Annotated in this window: 15 protein-coding genes; 10 read left to right on the top strand and 5 right to left on the bottom strand. The window is 65.6% G+C overall.

The genetic code is table 11. The features are described 5' to 3' along the window. Window positions 1–81 precede the first annotated feature (81 nt). Window positions 82–957, bottom strand: a complete 876-nt coding sequence (locus ABIA70_RS18030; protein ID WP_354148945.1) for an IclR family transcriptional regulator — start codon at window positions 955–957, stop codon at window positions 82–84. A 233-nt stretch (window positions 958–1,190) separates the two neighbouring features. Between ABIA70_RS18030 and ABIA70_RS18025 the strand changes: the two genes are divergently transcribed. Both ABIA70_RS18025 and ABIA70_RS18020 read left to right on the top strand, forming a co-directional pair. Further along, window positions 1,191–2,510 (top strand): MFS transporter, encoded by a 1,320-nt coding sequence (locus tag ABIA70_RS18025; RefSeq protein WP_354148944.1) that lies wholly within the window; start codon window positions 1,191–1,193, stop codon window positions 2,508–2,510. 450 nt (window positions 2,511–2,960) lie between these two features. Then, the gene (locus ABIA70_RS18020; protein ID WP_354148943.1) at window positions 2,961–4,547 is read left to right on the top strand and encodes an HNH endonuclease signature motif containing protein; all 1,587 of its coding nucleotides are present in this window, start codon (window positions 2,961–2,963) and stop codon (window positions 4,545–4,547) included. 130 nt (window positions 4,548–4,677) lie between these two features. On the opposite strand, the gene ABIA70_RS18015 is transcribed toward ABIA70_RS18020, so the two are convergent. After that, complete coding sequence (locus tag ABIA70_RS18015) at window positions 4,678–5,754, bottom strand: ATP-dependent DNA ligase (RefSeq protein ID WP_354148942.1); 1,077 nt, start codon at window positions 5,752–5,754, stop codon at window positions 4,678–4,680. Window positions 5,755–5,857: 103 nt separating this feature from the next. Here ABIA70_RS18015 and ABIA70_RS18010 point away from each other — a divergent pair, with 103 nt between their 5' ends. From ABIA70_RS18010 to ABIA70_RS17995, 4 genes are all read left to right on the top strand, one after another. Continuing rightward, window positions 5,858–6,886, top strand: coding sequence for a TIGR03885 family FMN-dependent LLM class oxidoreductase (locus ABIA70_RS18010; protein WP_354148941.1), 1,029 nt, complete (start codon window positions 5,858–5,860; stop codon window positions 6,884–6,886). Continuing rightward, on the top strand, window positions 6,883–8,574 hold the full coding sequence (locus ABIA70_RS18005) for an alpha-amylase family protein (RefSeq protein WP_354148940.1): 1,692 nt from the start codon (window positions 6,883–6,885) through the stop codon (window positions 8,572–8,574). The genes ABIA70_RS18010 and ABIA70_RS18005 overlap by 4 nt, the downstream gene beginning before the upstream one ends. A 104-nt stretch (window positions 8,575–8,678) precedes the next feature. Then, window positions 8,679–9,905, top strand: a complete 1,227-nt coding sequence (locus tag ABIA70_RS18000) for a pyridoxal phosphate-dependent aminotransferase (RefSeq protein WP_354148939.1) — start codon at window positions 8,679–8,681, stop codon at window positions 9,903–9,905. A 133-nt stretch (window positions 9,906–10,038) separates the two neighbouring features. After that, window positions 10,039–10,275 carry a hypothetical protein gene (locus ABIA70_RS17995; protein ID WP_354148938.1) on the top strand — a complete coding sequence of 79 codons (237 nt, stop codon included), beginning with the start codon at window positions 10,039–10,041 and terminating at the stop codon, window positions 10,273–10,275. A 109-nt stretch (window positions 10,276–10,384) separates the two neighbouring features. On the opposite strand, the gene ABIA70_RS17990 is transcribed toward ABIA70_RS17995, so the two are convergent. After that, complete coding sequence (locus tag ABIA70_RS17990) at window positions 10,385–11,158, bottom strand: NAD(P)-dependent oxidoreductase (RefSeq protein WP_354148937.1); 774 nt, start codon at window positions 11,156–11,158, stop codon at window positions 10,385–10,387. A gap of 97 nt (window positions 11,159–11,255) precedes the next feature. Here ABIA70_RS17990 and ABIA70_RS17985 point away from each other — a divergent pair, with 97 nt between their 5' ends. Further along, on the top strand, window positions 11,256–11,957 hold the full coding sequence (locus tag ABIA70_RS17985) for a GntR family transcriptional regulator (protein WP_354148936.1): 702 nt from the start codon (window positions 11,256–11,258) through the stop codon (window positions 11,955–11,957). Window positions 11,958–11,960: 3 nt separating this feature from the next. On the opposite strand, the gene ligM is transcribed toward ABIA70_RS17985, so the two are convergent. Together ligM and ABIA70_RS17975 are read right to left on the bottom strand one after the other, a co-directional pair. Beyond that, window positions 11,961–13,373, bottom strand: a complete 1,413-nt coding sequence (gene ligM, locus ABIA70_RS17980; protein WP_354148935.1) for a vanillate/3-O-methylgallate O-demethylase — start codon at window positions 13,371–13,373, stop codon at window positions 11,961–11,963. Between the two features lie 46 nt (window positions 13,374–13,419). After that, a complete protein-coding gene (locus tag ABIA70_RS17975; RefSeq protein ID WP_354148934.1) occupies window positions 13,420–14,772 on the bottom strand; it encodes an aminomethyl transferase family protein in 1,353 nt (450 codons plus the stop codon). Between the two features lie 231 nt (window positions 14,773–15,003). On the opposite strand from ABIA70_RS17975, the gene ABIA70_RS17970 reads away from it, so the two are divergent. From ABIA70_RS17970 to ABIA70_RS17960, 3 genes are read left to right on the top strand one after another with little or no spacing between them, the layout of a single operon-like run. After that, window positions 15,004–15,213, top strand: a complete 210-nt coding sequence (locus tag ABIA70_RS17970; protein ID WP_354148933.1) for a hypothetical protein — start codon at window positions 15,004–15,006, stop codon at window positions 15,211–15,213. A gap of 45 nt (window positions 15,214–15,258) precedes the next feature. Further along, window positions 15,259–16,224 (top strand): VOC family protein, encoded by a 966-nt coding sequence (locus tag ABIA70_RS17965; protein WP_354148932.1) that lies wholly within the window; start codon window positions 15,259–15,261, stop codon window positions 16,222–16,224. A gap of 47 nt (window positions 16,225–16,271) precedes the next feature. After that, window positions 16,272–17,777 (top strand): aldehyde dehydrogenase family protein, encoded by a 1,506-nt coding sequence (locus tag ABIA70_RS17960; protein ID WP_354148931.1) that lies wholly within the window; start codon window positions 16,272–16,274, stop codon window positions 17,775–17,777. Window positions 17,778–17,783: the final 6 nt, after the last annotated feature.

The raw sequence follows: 17,783 nt of genomic DNA, 5'->3' as shown, positions 1-17,783 counted from the left end.
GGCGACACCCGGTGGGGAGCGCCGGTTACGCCCAGCAGCGGCTGCTTTGGCAGCCTTGCCGGCGCCGCGGCAGCTGGGCGCTCACCGCTGCGGGAGGCGGGCCGCCAGCTCGGCGGCAGCCTCCTGCAGCAAGGGGACGTGCGCAAGCAACGCCTCCATGCTGAGCCGGAAGACCGGCACGGCAGTAGCCAGCGAGGCGAAGGCGTGCCCCTGGGAATTGAGCAGCGGCACGGCCACGGCACGCATCCCGTTCTCGTTTTCCTCATCCATGACGGCGTAGCCCTGGCGGCGCACCTTTTCCATTTCCGCCCGGAAGGCTGCGCGGTCGGTAATGGTGTGCTCGGTCAGCGGTTCAAGTTCCAGCCCGTCGATCAGGCTCTCGCGCTCCGCATCTTCGGCGAAGGCCACCAGGGCCTTGCCCACCGCAGTGGCATGCAAGGCACCCAGGTGTCCAGGATCGCTGGTGACCCGGAAGGTCTGTGGTCCATCCACCTTGTTAACGGTGAGGTGGTGGTGACCGTCGCGGACGCTGAGGATAGTGGCCTCGCCCGTCTGTTCGGTGACGCGCCGCAGGACCGGCATCGCGGTGCCGGCGAACCCGTGATGGTTGGAGACCCGCTGGCCCAGTTGGAAGATCCGGAGGCCGAGGTGGTAGCGGCGGCCGTCCGGTTCGTAGTCCACAAATCCGTCCCGCGTCAGGGACCCCAGCAGGCGGTAGGTGGTGCTGAAGGGAAGCTCGGCGCGGCGCGAGATCTCCGCTGCGCTGGCTCCGCGGGGCTCATCCCCGAGGAGAACCAGGAGCCCCAGCGCCTTGCCCACCATGTCAGTACGGTCGGCCTTCGCAGCGTTCACCCCGGCCTTTACCCCGGCAGTCTTGATCTTTGCCCCGGCGTCGGCGGAAGCTTCATTCATGTCAGCAATGACGTCATCGGCCGCTGTGGTTTGGTTCACACTCATGCTTCGATGTTGCCACATCGTGGAAGTAATTTCTAGATGGTGATTATTTTCTTGACAAGTGACCATCATCACGGTCATCATTGCTGTATCGCACAAGTAGCTTCCACCATGTGGCTACTGGTCCGGGTCTTTCACTGGACTCCCAGCCGCACCGCGCCCCGCCTTACCCCGGCAGCTGCGGCTGCGAACCCCCCGATCCATCCGCGACAATGTCGTCACATCTAAGGAACTTCATGAGCCAGACACTTCCGTCCGCCGGGCAGGGCACAGTTGCCCCGGCCGGGACGCCTAAGAAAGCAGCCCTCGCCAGCTTCCTGGGCAGCGCCGTCGAATACTACGACTTCTTCATCTTCGGTTCAGCAGCAGCCCTGATCTTCCCCACAGTCTTCTTCCCGGACTCGGGGGCCAACGCGGCGGTCATGTCCTTCGCCACCTTCGGATTTGCCTACGTGGCCCGGCCCGTCGGCGCCGTTATCCTGGGACACTTCGGTGACCGGGTGGGACGCCGGAAAGTCCTGATGTTCACCCTGCTCCTCATGGGTGCCTCGACCTTCCTGATCGGCTGCCTCCCCGACTTCAACACGGTGGGCTGGTGGGCTCCGGCCCTCCTGGTACTGGCACGGCTTTGCCAGGGCCTTTCCGCCGCAGGTGAGCAGGCCGGCGCCTCGTCCATGACGCTGGAACACGCACCGGACAACCGCCGCTCCTTCTTCACCTCCTGGACCCTCACCGGCACCCAGGGCGGCCAGATCCTCGCCGCCCTCGTCTTCATCCCCGTCCTGGCCCTCCCGGACGAAATCAAGTACGGCATCGGCTGGCGCATCCCGTTCTGGCTCAGCGCCGTCGTCGTGATCGTTGCGTTCTTCATCCGCCGCACCCTGCACGAACCGCCGGCCTTCGAGGAAGCCCAGAAGACCGCCCAGATCTCCAAGCTCCCCGTCGCCGACCTGCTCAAGGGCCACTGGCGCGATGTCCTCCGCGTTATTGCCTGCGCATTCATCGCCGCAGTGTCCACCGTGTTCGGCACCCTCGCCATCAGCTACGCCAAGACCGTCGCCGGCGTTGACGGCACCACCACGCTCTGGCTCGTTGTCGGCGCCAACCTGGTGGCCCTCGGCACCCAGCCGCTGTTCGGCATGCTGGCCGACAAGATCGGCCGTAAGCCGGTCTTCATCTACGGCGCCGTGGCCAGCGCCATCCTCACCCCCGTGTTCCTGCTGAGCCTGGAGTCGGGCAGCGTGCCGCTGATGTTCCTCGCGGCGATCGGCTTCTTCTCCTTCGGCTATGCAGCCTCGAACGCGGTCTGGCCGTCCTTCTACGCCGAGATGTTCAGCACCAAGGTCCGGTTCTCCGGCCTGGCGATCGGCACCCAGCTCGGCTTCCTGATGGCAGGGTTCGCCCCGGCCATCGTGGCAGCCATGGGCGGCATCAAGCCCGGCGGCTGGGTCCAGATCAGCATCTTCACCGCCGTCATCTGCGGTGTGGCAGCCATCTCCGCCCTCACCGCCAAGGAAACCTTCAAGGTCCCCACGAAGCAGCTCGGCCTCAAGTAGGCCCTGCGGGAACCGGCAGCCCGGACGTTTCCGTACGTTCCTGCCCAGTTGCTTTACCGGAAAGCCCGGCGTGTCCACGGACGCGCCGGGCTTTTCCGCGGTTTCCGCCGGTTCGGGCGGGACCAAAGGGCAGGCGCGCTCGGCAGGAATGTGCGGTTGGCCGCCGCTCCGCAGGGAAAGGAGAGACGCCCGGGAAAGTAGAACAGTACGACGGCGTACGGTCCGCAAGTGCCTATCGTTCGACCTTTTAACCGTCCCTGGCTATTCTCACTGCGCCTCGCGCTTTCGCATATCCGCGCTCTTGCACCCGACGCCTCGCCCTTGCACTTGCCCCTTTCTACCCTCCATGTGCACCAGGGCCGGTTGCTCTGAATCGCGGAGCCCGGCCTTCCGGGCCCGGCCGCCATCCGCCCAGACGTTATTGTCAGACCCACCTGTGATGATGAATTCATGGGAACAAGCGCGGTGGTGGTGGAGGCTTTAGCGGCAATCAACGCCGGCTACGCTGTGCTTGCTTCCGTGGTAACCGAGACCCGCGCAGCGCCGGCTGCCGGGACGGATTCCGGCTCTGATTCCGGTGCTGATCCGGCGGCCTGCCTGGCCGAAGACTGCTTGGAGATCCTCGCCGGGCTGGCCGGATCAGAGCCGCGGATGGCCGCCGTGAAGGCCCTCGCCGCCGCCAAATACGCGGGAACAGCAGCGTTGATCGCCGGTCCCTGCACTGCCCCCGGAGACGCCGCAGGCCAGGAAATGACGGTCCGGGCAGAAATCGGCTGCGTCCTGACCATCGGCGACCGCGCCGCCGGTGCCCTCTTGGGCCAGGCCCAGATGCTCACCACTACCCTGCCGCTGACCCTTGCAGCACTCCAGGCAGGCATCATCTCCTGGCAGCACGCCCGGGTCATGATCGAGGAAGCAGCCACCCTCGACCCCCAAGGTGCCGCCGGACTGGAAGCACACTTCCTGAACCCCGGCCCGGACGCCCCGGACCCCGCCGCCCCGGATCCTGCCCGGACCTGTACTGCAGGGCAAATGCCCGCATTCCGGTTCCGGCACAAGGCCCGGACCTGGCGCGAACGCCACCACACCGACAGCATCGAGGAACGCCACGCCAAAAGCGTCCAGGACCGCAGGGTCGAATACACCCCGGACCAGGACGGGATGGCCTGGCTCTCCGCCCACCTCCCCGCCCACCAGACCGCAGCGATCTGGAACCGCACCACCGCCATCGCCCGCGGACTCCAGGGACCCGACGAATCCCGCACCCTCACCCAACTCCGCGCCGACACCTTCGCCGCCGCCCTCCTGAACACCGGAACCCCATTCGCCACCGGGAACCAGCCCGGCAACGGGGAAGAGCCCTGCAACGGGAAAGACCGCAGCGCCAGCGGCGGCGGCGGAGCGGTGAACCCGGGCAGGGTCCCCACCCCGCGGGCCCAGGTACTGGTCACCGTGCCGTTGCTCGCCCTGCTCGGCGCCACCGACGAACCCGCAATGCTCGACGGCTACGGACCGATCCCGGCCTCCATGGCCCGGGAACTGGTCGCCAACGGTGCCGAATCCTTCTACCGGGTCCTCGTTGACCCCCGCGACGGGGCACCCCTGGAGATAGGCCGGACCAGCTACCGGCTCACCAAAGCCATGAAACACGCACTTCACCTCCGGGACGGCAAATGCACCTTCCCCGGCTGCAATAACCAGTCCCTGGACAACGACACCGACCACCTCACCGCATGGCAACACGGTGGAGCCACCGGCATCAGCAACCTCGCCCAGCTCTGCCCCAAACACCATCAGCTCAAACACGGCAGCGGCTGGACACCCACCGCCGCCGCCAAAAACCAACCACCCGGCTGGACCTCACCCACCGGCAGGCACTACAAAGCCGAACCCCACGACTGGGAGCCACCCCACCGGCCCCAACAACCCGAAGCCCAACAAAAACACGGTCCAAGTCCCGGCCATCCCGACTTCATCCATGTCGGCCTCTCCCTCGGAGAAGGCGGCATCGAGCGGTTCCTCCACGCCGCCAGCTGAAGGATCACTCACGCGCCAGGGAGTCCGTCCCGGGGTGTCCGGGCCTGTTAGCCGCGGCGGCTGGCCGGACCGCATACTCTGGCCGGCCAGCCTACGCTTGCCTACGGTTGGCCGCTCTTACCCCCCCGGCCTACGGCTGCCCGGTCTGGAGCACGGAAGCCAGATCGAAGTTCACAGGTTCCTCGAGCTGTTCGTAGGTGCAGGATTCCGGGTCGCGGTCCGGCCGCCAGCGGTTGAACTGGGCTGTATGGCGGAATCTCTCGCCCTCCATGTGGTCGTACCTGACCTCCACCACCAGCTCGGGCCGCAGCGGCACAAAGGACAGGTCCTTACCGGCGCTCCAACGGCTGCCTTCGGCGTTCCGGGGCGTCCGTTCACCTTCCTCCTGCTTCGCCCATGCCCAGGGATGTTCGTCGAAGTCGGTGACCAGCGGCTGAAGCTGCTCGAACAGTTCCTGCCGGCGCTTCATCGGGAAGGCGCCGATCACGCCCACGCTGGCCAGGGCGCCGTCGTCCTTGTACAACCCGAGCAGCAGCGAACCGATCGCGTCCGGACCGCTCTTGTGCACCCGGTAGCCGGCCACTACGCAATCGGCAGTGCGTTCGTGCTTGATCTTGAACATGACGCGCTTGTCCGGCTGGTAGCTGCCGCCCACGGGCTTGGCCACGATCCCGTCCAGGCCCGCCCCCTCGAACTGCTGGAACCACTGTTCCGCCAGTGCCTTGTCCCGGGTCGCGGCCGTGAGGTGGACCGGTGCCTTGGTGCCGGCGAGTGCCTCCTCCAATGCGGCGCGGCGCTCTGCGAAGGGCCGGCCGGTGTAGTCGTCGTCGCCCAGGGCCAGCAGGTCGAAAGCCACGAATTTTGCCGGGGTCTGCTCCGCCAGCATCTTGACCCTGCTGGCGGCCGGGTGGATGCGCTGCTGGAGGGCGTCGAAATCCAGCCGGTCCCCGGAGGCACCCACCAGGACAATTTCGCCGTCCACCACACAGCGCGGCGGCAGGTTCTCCTTCAGGGCTTCCACGAGCTCAGGAAAATACCGGGTCATGGGTTTCTCGTTCCGGCTGCCGATTTCAACCTCATCACCGTCGCGGAAAATGATGGACCGGAAGCCGTCCCACTTTGGTTCGTAGCTCAGGTCGCCCTCCGGCACACCGCTGACGGATTTTGCGAGCATGGGCGAAACGGGAGGCATCACGGGAAGTTGCATAGTGCCCATTCTTGCCCGGCCACGGCCCCTGCGAAAGGCCTTCCCCGGCAAAAGCCCAGTTGAGGGCCTCGACACTGCCCACGGGGGACGGTAGACCTTAACGATGCCCACAATCGGATTTCACGCTTCCCATGAACAGATCAGTCCCCGACAGCTGCTCAAGGACGTCCAGCACGCGGAGCAGGCGGGCTTTGACGCTGCCATGTGCTCGGACCACATCGAGCCGTGGTCCGCCCGGCAGGGGCACTCGGGCTTTGCCTGGTCCTGGCTGGGCGCTGCGCTGGCAACCACATCGTTGCGGTTCGGCGTCGTGACAGCGCCGGGTCAGCGGTACCACCCCGCCATCATCGCGCATGCCTCTGCCACCTTGGCCGGCATGTTCCCGGGACGGTTCTGGCTGGCCCCGGGCAGCGGCGAGAACATGAACGAGCACGTCACCGGCGATGCCTGGCCGCCCAAGGAAACGCGGCAGCAGCGCCTTGAAGAATGCGTGGACGTCATCCGCCGCCTGCACCGCGGCGAGGAAGTGACCCATCACGGGCTGGTGGCCGTGGAGCAGGCCCGGATCTGGGATGTCCCGGAGCCTCCCCCGCAGCTGATCGCGCCTGCCATCAGCGTGGACACGGCGCGGCGTGCCGCCGGCTGGGCCGACGGCCTGGTGACGGTTAACCAACCTCCCGAAAAGCTGAAAGACATGCTGGCCGCCTACCGGGACCATGGCGGCCGGGGCAAGGCGGTGTTGCAGGTCCATTTGTCGTGGGCTCCGCGTGAACAGGACGCCGTGGCGATCGCAATGGACCAGTGGCGCACCAACACCTTCGCCCCGCCCGTCCCCTGGGATCTCCCCACGGCGGGGCATTTTGACGGCGTCAGCGGCCACATTGGCGAGGAACAGGTCCGCAAATCCGTGAACGTCTCCGCCAGCCTGCAGCAGCACACGGAGTGGCTCGCCGGGTACGCGGAACTGGGCTTCGACGAGCTCTACCTGCACTTTGTGGGTCAGGAGCAGGCCCCGTTCATCGACGCATTCGCGGCTGACGTTCTGCCGCAGCTGCGCTCCACGGCAATTGCGGGGCCGGCCGTTCCTGAGTCATCCGTTCCGGAGTCACCCGTCAAGGAGAGCACCCTGTGAGAATCGCAGAAACGTCGGATCTCTGGTGGAAGAACGCCGTCATCTACTGCCTGGACCCGGAGACCTTCTTCGACGACGACGGCGACGGCACCGGTGATTTCGCGGGCCTGACCCAACGGGTGGACTATCTCGCAGCCCTGGGTGTCACCTGTATATGGCTCATGCCCTTCTACCCGTCCCCGGACAGGGACGACGGCTACGACATCACCGACATGTACGGCGTGGATCCGCGCCTCGGCACTCTGGGTGACGTGGTGGAATTCATCCGCACCGCAAAAGACCGAGGCATGCGGGTGATTGCGGACTACGTCATTAACCACACCTCGGACAAGCACCCCTGGTTCAAGGAATCGCGGAAGTCCGTGGACAACCCCTACCGCGACTACTACGTGTGGCGGAAAGATACTCCCCCGGACACGTCCGAACAGGTGGTCTTCCCCGGCGAGGAAACCTCCATCTGGACCCAGGACAAAGCCACCGGCGAGTGGTACCTGCACATGTTCGCCAAGCACCAGCCGGACCTGAACGTCGCCAACCCGAAGGTCCGGGATGAGATCGCCAAATCCATGGGTTTCTGGCTGCAGATGGGGCTCGACGGTTTCCGGCTGGACGCCGTGCCGTTTTTCCTGGAGCTGCAGGGGGTGTCCAAGGAGGATGCGGCGAAGATTGATCCGCACGACTACCTGTCCGCCCTGCGCAGCTTCCTGAACCGGCGCAGCGGTAGCGCAGTGCTCCTGGGCGAGGTCAACCTCCCCTACAAGGAGCAGGTGAAGTATTTCGGCGGGCCCGAGGGCAACGAGTTGAACATGCAGTTCGACTTCCTGAGCATGCAGAACCTGTACCTCTCCCTGGCCAGGGAGGATGCCCGCCCCTTGGCCAAAACCCTCGCCGCCAGGCCAGCCATCCATCCGGACAACCAGTGGGCAGTCTTCGTGCGCAACCACGATGAGCTGACTCTGGACAAGCTCACCGACGAGGAGCGTGAGGAGGTTTTCGCGGCGTTTGGCCCGGACCCGGACATGCAGATGTACGGACGCGGCCTCCGGCGCCGGCTCCCGCCGATGCTCGACGGCGATCCCGCCCGGCTGCGGATGGTCTATTCGCTGATGTTCTCCCTGCCCGGAACACCGGTTCTTTTCTACGGCGAGGAGATCGGCATGGGTGAGGACCTGCGCGCCGAGGGGCGCTCGGCCGTACGTTCCCCCATGCAATGGAACGAAACCGACAACGGCGGATTCTCCACCGCGCCCGCGGACAAGCTGGTGGCGCAAGTGGTGGACGGCTACTTCGGGCCGAAGAACATCAATGCAGCACAGGCTGTCAGGGACCCCGGTTCGCTGTGGAATTTCATTGCCGCGCTCATCCGGCGCTACCGGGAGAGCCCCGAGCTCAGCTGGGGAGACTTCGAGCTCATCAAGCAGCCGGATCCGGGTGTGCTCCTGCACAGCTGCACGCGCGCCGGGTCAACAATGGTCCTGGCGCACAATCTGGCTGCCCAGCCCGCCGCGGTCACGGCAAAGGTCTCCTCGCCCGAAGATCCCCAGGCGACGTTTGACGGTGCCATCCTGCTGGATCTGCTCGGCGGCGACAACGTGCCGTTGGCGGCCGACGGCGGCTTCACCGTTGAGTTGGGCCGTTACGGCTACCGCTGGTACAGGATCCAGCGGCCGGGGGATCGCCGCATCTGATGCGACGCATTTGCCCCGGATTGCCTGCCGCAGCCTGCGGCGGGCCGTTCACTGGCACGCCCCGAGAAATCGCCGCGTGAAATCACCCTGTGAAATGATCAATCATGCGCACGATGCAGCAGTCCAGCAAGCTCCAGAATGTCCGGTACGAACTCCGTGGGCCGATTCTCCAGGCGGCCAAGAAAATGGAGGCCGAGGGGCACCGGATCCTGAAGATGAATCTCGGGGACACCGCCCCCTTCGGACTGGAAGCACCCGAATCGGTGGTGGTGGACATGATTTATCATCTGCGCGGCGCCCAGGGCTACAGCGATTCCAAAGGCATCTTCTCGGCCCGCACCGCCATCTCGCAGTATTACCAGACCCGCGGCCTGATGCAGATCGGCGTGGAAGATATCTTCATCGGCAACGGCGTGAGCGAGCTGATCTCCATGTGCCTGCAGGCGTTCATGGAAAACGACGATGAGATCCTCGTCCCCGCCCCGGACTACCCGCTGTGGACAGCCGCCGTAACGCTCACCGGGGGCAAGCCGGTGCACTACCTGTGTGACGAGGCCGAGCAGTGGTGGCCGGATATGGACGACGTCGAGGCCAAGATCACCGAACGCACCAAAGGCATCGTGATCATCAATCCGAACAATCCCACCGGCGCCGTGTACCCGCGGCGCATCCTGGAGCAGTTCGCGGCCCTTGCCCGCAAGCACAACCTTGTCCTGTTCTCCGACGAGATCTACGAGAAGGTCCTCTATGAGGAAGCGCAGCACATCCATACGGCGTCGGTGGCGGAAGACGTCTGCTGCCTGACCTTCAGCGGACTGTCCAAGGCCTACCGCATGCCCGGGTACCGGGCGGGCTGGGTGGCCGTCACCGGCCCCTTGGCGGCCACGGCGAACTACCGGGAAGGGCTCGAACTGCTTGCTTCGTTGAGGCTTTGCGCGAACGTCCCCGCCCAGCATGCAATCCAGACCTGCCTCGGCGGTTACCAAAGCATCGATGCGCTGGTCCGGCCCGGCGGCAGGCTGCGGGAACAGCGCGACCTCGCCTACAACCTCCTGACGGCAATCCCCGGCGTCACATGTGTCCCCGCCGCAGGCGCCATGTACCTCTTTCCCCGCCTGGATCCTGGACTTTACCCGGTCCGCAGTGATGAGGAGTTTGTCCTTGACCTCCTCCAGGACCAGAAGATCCTCGTCTCGCACGGCTCCGCGTTCAACTGGCCTGCGCCGGACCACTTCCGTTTTGTGATCCTTCCCACCGTGCTGGAAATTGAGGAAGCGGTCCGCAGGATTTCGACGTTCCTGGCGGCCTACCGCACCCGTCTGGCGGCCTGAGGGCAACGGCCCGGCAACACTTCGGCCCGAGAACTAACCGGCACCTAACGCTGAGGAAACCCGGCCGCAACATTGCCCCGCCACACTGGAAGAGCCGGCAAGCGCAGGCACCAGCTCCAGCCAGGAGGCCGCCATGTTGAAGGAAGCCAAAGCCCATGTAACACGAGTCCGCGCCCTGGACCAGCTCCACCGCGGCGACGAAATCGAGGCCCGCCTGTCGGTGGGCCCCAGCTACGATGACGTGGTCATCCGGCGCGGCAGCGTCCAGGAAACCGCACCCGGCATCGGAGTGGTGTGGATCATGGACCATCACACGGGAATGCGCAAAGCGATCAACACAGACGAATGCAGGATCTGGCGGATCGTCTGACCCGGCTTCGGGCGCAGGGGCTTCGTGTGCGGGTGAAGGCAGCGGCGCTGGCCAGCGGCGGGTGTAGTCAGTAAGGACTGCCCGCCGGCCAGCAGCCGGCCGAACCACCTCACCCCGGACCAGGCCGCGACAGCGAGTGCAGCCATTCGATCGCGCCGTCTGTCATCGGATGGGGCACTCCGAGCGTTTCAAGGAACGAGCGGGCATCGCACATCTCGGCCGCGCGCCGTTCGGCGTGAACGGGCGTGCCCTCAAGTATCCGTGACACCACGGCAGGACCCGACGGGCCGAGCTCCGAAGCGATCTGGTCGATGATCCAGTCCTCCGCCCCTGCCGCGCGGGCGGCAGTGACGGATTCCAGGACCGCCGCGGCGAGGCCCTTCATGAAAACACTGCGCAGCAACTTCAGCCCGGCAGCATCGCCGGCCTCGCCACCCACGCTGGTGGCAGGAATCTGCAGCCCCCTAAGGATCGACTGCAACTCCCCTGCCCCCGAACCACTCAGAGCCAGGGGCGTCCCGATCCGCGAGCGGGGAACCGGCGCCAGGATGGCCACATCGATGAACGCAATGCCATGCTCCTCCGCACGTTCCGCGAGCCGCCGCTTGTCAGCCGGGCCGGCTGTGTTCATGTCGGCGAAGATTCCCCCCGGTTCCATCACCGGCAACGCCTCTTCGAGGACAGCGCCCGCCGCACGGCCGCCCACCAGGCTCAGCACGAGCGCAGCCCCGCGAACTGCAGTGCCGACGTCGTCCGCGGAACGGACGCCGGCGGGCACGGCGGAAACAAGCGGATCAGTTGCCGTGACGCTCAACCCCAGCCGGGCGAGGTCGGCTGCATAAATGCTCCCGGCTTCCCCGAGACCTAAAACGGCGACGCGCATGGGGAAACTTCCCTCCGTTGCTCCTAAGATTGTAGACAAAATGGTGGCCACCGCCCGTGGTCCCGATGTTCCGGCGATTTTGGGAGTGTGAGTACACATGTCGTCAACGCTTGAGAATGCTTTACGGCCGGCCGACGCGGAGGCCGGTGCGGACCAGAGAGTCACCGACGTCATCCGCGACGCCATCATCCGGGGCGAGTACGTACCGAACCAGCGGCTCGTCGAAGCAGACCTCAGTGCGGCGTTCTCTGCGAGCCGGGCCACTGTGCGCACCGCGCTCCTGGAGCTCGCCGGGGAAGGCCTGGTGGAACGGCTGCCGAACCGTGGATCCCGGGTCCGGGCAATCTCCGTGGACGAGGCCATCGAAATTCTCGAGGTCCGGATTGGCGTGGAGGGCCTGTGCGCCGCCAAGACCGCCGCCAGCCTCACCGACGAGGACGCCGAAGCCTTCGGCCGCCTCCGCGCTGCGATGATCGAGTCGGTCGCCGAGGGTGACCTTGTCGAATATGCGCGGCTGAACCGCTACCTCGACGTCAGGGTCCGTGAACTGAGCAATCATGCCACCGCCTCCGATGTGCTGGCCCGGCTGCACGCCCAGAGCGTCCGGCACCAGTTCAAGTTGTCCTCCCGGCCCCAGCGGGCGAAAGTCTCGGTGTGGGAGCACGCGGCCATCATCGACGCCGTCGTGGCCCGCGATCCGGACGCTGCCGAGCAGGCAGTGCGCAGCCACCTGCTGAGCGTCATCGACGCACTTCGCGATATTTCATCCTCTGAGTCCGGTCCGCCCGCAGCACCCTGATCCTCAGCTGGCGGCGGCCCCCGCCGTGCGCCAGCCGCCGTGGTATTCCGTGCGGGCAGTCACGGCGTAGGGCGCCGGGCTCACAACCGCCCGCACGCTGAGCTGCTCGTGCTTCTCCACGGTGGTCTTGCGCGATCCGCCGTCCGGTTCGCCCCAAATGACGCGGACTTCGGTGCCAATTTCGACGTCGGGGTCCACCGTCGCCAAGGACAGGCCGCGCCGTTCGTTGGCGGTGACACCGGTGAAGAGGGAAAGCCCCACCCCCGTGCCGTCAGCGTCCACCACGGAGTCGTAGTTCGATGAGCCATAATTCGCATTCGGGATGTCGAAGAACTGGTAGCCCGGCTTGTCACGGTCAAGGAATGAGGCCCAGATCTTTGCGAGGTCCTCGTCGTTCCAGGCGAGCGTGACCTTCTTGCGCTGTGAAGCGGGGTCCAACTTTTCGAGGGCATCGCGGCCGATGAAGTCGTGGTCGAACTTCACGAACGAGCCGTAGCCGAGCTCCCATGGCGTCAGGTAGTAGTCCTCGATGTTCCCGGAAACGTAGGAACCGGCCAGCGCATTGATCGCTTCGTAGCTCGTGGCCGGCAGCCACTCCCGGTACGCGAGCTCGGCGTCACTGCTGTAGATCGCCGGCAGCGGTGACGGGATCCAGCCAGATTCCAAGGTGTTAGAGGAGTACGCACGGGAACCGCAGGGTTCGATGCCGAACTCTGTACCGGCCTCGAGTACCGCGTCGCGGATCTTCCCGTGCTGTTCGTAGGGCCCCCAGATCTCCAGCCCCGGGGCTCCGGCCATCCCGTGGCGCAGGGTGCGTACCTGTTCCCCGCCAATATTCAGGTGCCCCATGTGGAAAAACTTCACCTGTTCAAGCTTCCCGTTATTGAGCTTCTCGATAATCTGCCACGCATTCGGGCCCTGGATCTGGAAGCGGAAGAACTCCCGCCGGACGGCCTGGCCATACGGGCGCGACGGCGACCGGTCGTCATAGGTGCATTCGACGTCGTACCCGCCTGTTTCGGCGTGGAACTGGAGCCAGTTCGCGGCGGGAGCACGTCCCACGTACACGAACTCGTTCTCAGCGAGGTGGAAAAGGATGCCGTCACCGATCACGCCGCCATTGGAAGCCGTCGGCACGAACTGCTTTGCCGTGTTCACGGGGAAGTTGGCGAAACTGTTGATGCCGGTATCCGAGAGGAGCTTGAGCGCGCCGGGGCCTTTCATGAAGAAGTTCACCATGTGGTGCGACTGGTCATAGAGCACCGCTGTCTCGCGCCAGGCGCGCTGCTCACGGCGCCAGTTCGTGAACTCCGCCGGGACCACAGGGTAGATGTAGGTGCCAAGTTGGGAGTTGCGCAGCAGTTCGACGGTGTTGCCTGCCTCGTCGAGCACATCCTGCAGGGACTTGCTTGCCATCAGGTTTTCTCCTTCGGTACTGGTCGGGTTCCTTGGCCGCGCACCCTTAGGCGGCGCGGTAGCTCTCTCGCGCGAATTGCACGAACGGCGCAGGGGCCACCGTGGCGCGCACGGCCACCTGGCGGTGCGGTTCCACCTGGAGCTTGGTCGAATTGGGTTCTTCGCCCCAGAGCACGCTCACCTCAGCACCGATCTCCGCCGTGCCCGGATCCAGGCTGGCGAGCGAAACGAAGGACTGCTCATTGGCGATATAGCCGCAGTCAAAGGACTGTCCGATACCGGCACCGTCCTGGAGCACATGATCCACCTGGTATAGGGCGTACCGTGCTTTGGGCAGTTCGATGTACTTTGCCGGGAGGCCCGGCCGCAGGAGCGAGCCAATCGCCTCCTGGACGTCGTCCGGGTTCCACACCAGCGTCACTTTGCGGCGGTGCGAACCCTGGGGCAGGCCCTTGAGCGCGTCGCTGCCGACGAAGTCGTGATCGAAGGCCACCGATCGCCCGTAATCCAGGTCGTACGGGGTCAGGTAATAATCCTCGATGTCCGCCGAATCGAAGCTGCCGCCCAGCGAGCCTGCGGCCGGGGCCGGAAGCCACTCGCGGTAGGCCCGGAGCGCGTCATCGGAGAAGATCGCCGGCACCGGCGAAGGCACCCAGCCCGATTCTAGGTTCGCGGTTGAGTATCCCTTCGCCCCCACCTGGGTCAGGCCGAACTCCTCGCCGGCCTCCAGCAAAGCGTCCCTGACCCGGGCGCCGTCGGCCCACGGTCCGAAGAGCTCGTAGCCGGGCTGGCCGGCCATCCCGTGCCGGATACTGCGGACCTCGAGCCCTGCGATCGGGAAGCGGCCCATGTGGAAAAAGCCGATCTGCGGAATGGGGCCGCCAATGAGCTTCTCGACGATTGCAGGGGCGGTTGGTCCCTGCAGCTCGTACCTGAACAGCCGCGGGTCCCCGGGACGGACAATGGAGTTCCCGTCCCGCTCCACCTCGACGTCGTGGCCCCCTGTTTCGGCATGGAACTGCACCCAGTCGATCACCATCTGGTGCCCCACCAGGTTGTAGGAGTCCTCCTCGAGGTGGGCCAGGATGGCGTCACCGATCAGCTGCCCCTGGTGGTTTACCGCGATGAACTGCTTGGCCCGGTCCACCGGGAACCTGGCGAAGGAGTTCACGGCGAGCCCGCTGAGCAGGCGCCCCGCACCGGGCCCCCGCACGAACAGATCGGTCATGTGGTGGGACTGGTCAAGCAGGGCGCAGCTGGTCCGCCAGGAGTGCTGTTCGGAGCGCCAGTTGCTGAACTCGAGGGTCACCGGGAAGACGGTGGGCCGTGCCTGCGAGTTCCTCAGCAACTCCACCGGAGAGCCCAGCCGACCGATCGCGGCGTGCAGGGTTTCGGTCATTGCAGTGTCTCCGTCACGGTGAACTCCTTTGTTCGGGCCCGCCACGGAAATGGACGGCAGGCTCCTGAATCGTGAGTCTAGAACATGCATGTCAGGATTGGTAACAAAATTGTAGCCGGAGGCTTGATTAAGGTGCCAGAGCGTGGTTGTCTGGCACTGTCCGCTGGTGCCGTGCTGTTCGAGGATGCGGGAGCATCACGGGATGCGGAGCGATCCGGGGAGGACCACATCATGGCCACGAAGGGCACTGTGCTCGTGGTGGGGGCTCATGGGTGCGACTCCGTATGGCGGGCCGGCGGCGACTACCCGCTGCTGCCGAGCCGCGAACTGCTCGATAAGCTCGTCCGGATCTACCGGCGGGTGCAGCCGACAGTGGTGCTGACCCACCCGCTGGTGGACCCGTACAACGCCCATCATCCGGCCGCTGCCTGTGACCACTGAGACCTCTGAGACCTCCGACAACCATCCCTGAGAGAGGACAAGTCCATGACCGGGTTCACCTCGTTCGACATCGCCCACCTGGGGAACGTGGAGCTGCTGACTCCCACCTTCGAGAAAAGCCTGTGGTTCTTCAGGGATCTGCTTGCCATGCGGGTGGTGGCGGAGACCGGCGGTGCCGGGAAGCCCAGCTCCGTGTACCTGCGAACGTGGGACGAATACCAGCTCTACACGGTGAAGCTGACTGAATCAGCTGATGCCGGCGTGGGGCGGACATCATTCCGGACAACGAGCCAGGAAGCGCTTGAGCGCAGGGTTGCGGCAATCGAGGCGACGGGCCTCGGCGTCGGCTGGGTTGACGGCGAGGTGGGCACGGGTCCCACCTACGCGTTCCGCGACCCCGACGGGCACGATCTGGCGATCTACTACGAAACCGAACGGTACGTGGCCACGGACGACAAGCCGGCACTGAAGAACCAGGCTTCCGCTTTTCCGGGCCGCGGCGTCAACGCCCGGCGCCTGGACCACATCAACTTCCTTGCCAAGGACGTCGTGGCCAACGGCGAGTTCGTCGCCTCGACACTGCGGGGACGTGAAAGTGAGCGGATCAAGCTCGACGACGGCGGTTACGCCGCGTGGTGGTTCCACTTCAACAACAAGTCCTACGACATCGTGTATTCGGATGACTGGCTCAAGCACGGCAACCGCCTCCATCACGTCGCCTTCGCCCCGGACACCCGGGAGGACATCCTCAAGGCAGCCGATATCTTCCTCGAGAACGGCATCCACATCGAGTCCGGCCCGCATAAGCATGCCATCAACCAGACTTTTTTCCTCTACGTCTGGGAGCCGGGCGGAAACCGCATCGAACTCGCCAATGCCGGCGCCCGGCTCCTGCTGGACCCGGACTCGCCTGTGGTGGAGTGGACCCAGGAGGAGCGCAGGAAGGGCCAGGCCTGGGGCATGAAAACGATCGAGACGTTCCACACCCATGGAACGCCGAACGTCCAGTGACGAGAATGAAGTTATCCGGCAGTACTGCACAGAGAGGTGCTTGAGTCATGACCAACACAGTGAACACAGCGGCCCCGGTGACAACGGGGCTGTACATCGGGGGCGTGGAGCGGCAGGCCGCCGGCGTCCTGGAGGTAGCCGATCCCGGAAAGCCCGGCGTCGTCGTCGGGTACGCGGCAGCGGCAGGTCCCGGTGACGTGGACGATGCGATTGCCGCCGCGAAGGCCGCCTATCCCGGCTGGTCTGCACTGAGTGCACGGGAACGCGCCGAGCAGATGCGCGTCGCCCTGGAAGGCATCGCTGACTTCCGTGATGAGGATGCGGCCATCCTGTCGCAGGAGAACGGGAAGATCCGGATGGAGGCGTGGGTTGATTCCCTCGTGTTCGAGATCCGCTGGAACCTTGCACTCGCGCTGGCCGACGAAGTGGATGCCACCAAGGTGCTCCCGCCGGCACCCGGGATCCCCGTCTCCACCACCGTCGCGTACCAGCCGCTGGGCGTGGTGACGGTCATCGTGCCGTTCAACTGGCCGATCGCGATCCTGGCCGCCTCCTTGCCGCACGCACTCCTGGCAGGCAACACCGCCATTGTGAAGCCCCCGCCCACCACTCCGCTCGCCACAACCCGCGTGGTCCAAAGGATCGCGGAGAAGCTCCCGGCCGGCGTGCTGAACGTCGTCACGGGCAAGGACGCTGACGTGTCAGCCCTCATTACCAGCCCTGATATTGCCAAGGTCTGCTTCACCGGAAGTGTGGCCGGCGGCAAACGGATCATGGAGATGGCCTCGAAGTCCCTGACGCGGGTGACCCTGGAGCTCGGCGGAAACGACGCCGCCGTCGTTCTGGAGGACGCAGTCCTGGACGACACCCATCTGGACCGACTGTACGCCGCGATCTTCGACACCACCGGGCAGATCTGCATGAACGCCAAGCGGATTTATGTGCACCGGTCCCGCCTGGACGAGGTGGTCGCGGGGCTCTCGGATCGGCTGGACAAGGCCGTCATCGGCTACGGCCTGGACGAGGGCACCACGATGGGCCCGCTGCACTCCCCAGTCCAGAAGGCGTTCGTCAGCGAGATCATCGAAGAGGCGAAGGCGGCCGGAGCAGACGTCCGGGAGTTCGGGACGCTGCCGGCTGATCCGGATCTGGCAGGCGGCAACTTCCTGCGCCCCGCCCTGGTGATTGACCCCGACCCGTCGCTGCGCGTTGTCACCCAGGAGCAGTTCGGCCCGGTCATTCCGCTTATCCCGTTCGACGCCGAGGATGAGGCCATCCAGGCCGCCAATGATTCGTGGTCGGGGCTCTGCGGCTCGGTTTGGACCGCCGATCCGGACGCGGCAAACCGTGTGGGCGCCCGGCTGGTCTGCGGCTACGTCTGGGTCAATGACCACGGCGCCACCCGGCTGGACCTGCGGGCCCCCTTCGGCGGGATGAAGCAGTCCGGCATGGGCCGGGAGCAGGGGATCGAGGGCGTCCGGGCGTTCCAGGACACCCGTTCGATCGCCCACCTGGAGCCCGAGGCCGCACCCCCAGCCCCACGGGAAGGCTGAGTCGCC

Source organism: Arthrobacter sp. 754 (assembly GCF_040548695.1).
GTDB lineage: Bacteria > Actinomycetota > Actinomycetes > Actinomycetales > Micrococcaceae > Arthrobacter.
This window is presented reverse-complemented; position numbering and strand designations above follow the sequence as displayed.

What these genes read in the sequence shown, in the direction of transcription:
- ABIA70_RS18010 (WP_354148941.1), top strand. Translation starts at nt 5,858, where the DNA reads ATGCCCACAATCGGATTTCACGCTTCCCATGAACAGATCAGTCCCCGA.
- ABIA70_RS17990 (WP_354148937.1), bottom strand. Translation starts at nt 11,158, where the DNA reads ATGCGCGTCGCCGTTTTAGGTCTCGGGGAAGCCGGGAGCATTTATGCA.
- ABIA70_RS17995 (WP_354148938.1), top strand. Translation starts at nt 10,039, where the DNA reads ATGTTGAAGGAAGCCAAAGCCCATGTAACACGAGTCCGCGCCCTGGAC.
- ABIA70_RS17960 (WP_354148931.1), top strand. Translation starts at nt 16,272, where the DNA reads ATGACCAACACAGTGAACACAGCGGCCCCGGTGACAACGGGGCTGTAC.
- ABIA70_RS17985 (WP_354148936.1), top strand. Translation starts at nt 11,256, where the DNA reads ATGTCGTCAACGCTTGAGAATGCTTTACGGCCGGCCGACGCGGAGGCC.
- ABIA70_RS17970 (WP_354148933.1), top strand. Translation starts at nt 15,004, where the DNA reads ATGGCCACGAAGGGCACTGTGCTCGTGGTGGGGGCTCATGGGTGCGAC.
- ABIA70_RS18025 (WP_354148944.1), top strand. Translation starts at nt 1,191, where the DNA reads ATGAGCCAGACACTTCCGTCCGCCGGGCAGGGCACAGTTGCCCCGGCC.
- ABIA70_RS18020 (WP_354148943.1), top strand. Translation starts at nt 2,961, where the DNA reads ATGGGAACAAGCGCGGTGGTGGTGGAGGCTTTAGCGGCAATCAACGCC.
- ligM (WP_354148935.1), bottom strand. Translation starts at nt 13,373, where the DNA reads ATGGCAAGCAAGTCCCTGCAGGATGTGCTCGACGAGGCAGGCAACACC.
- ABIA70_RS18015 (WP_354148942.1), bottom strand. Translation starts at nt 5,754, where the DNA reads ATGCAACTTCCCGTGATGCCTCCCGTTTCGCCCATGCTCGCAAAATCC.
- ABIA70_RS18030 (WP_354148945.1), bottom strand. Translation starts at nt 957, where the DNA reads ATGAGTGTGAACCAAACCACAGCGGCCGATGACGTCATTGCTGACATG.
- ABIA70_RS17975 (WP_354148934.1), bottom strand. Translation starts at nt 14,772, where the DNA reads ATGACCGAAACCCTGCACGCCGCGATCGGTCGGCTGGGCTCTCCGGTG.
- ABIA70_RS17965 (WP_354148932.1), top strand. Translation starts at nt 15,259, where the DNA reads ATGACCGGGTTCACCTCGTTCGACATCGCCCACCTGGGGAACGTGGAG.
- ABIA70_RS18000 (WP_354148939.1), top strand. Translation starts at nt 8,679, where the DNA reads ATGCGCACGATGCAGCAGTCCAGCAAGCTCCAGAATGTCCGGTACGAA.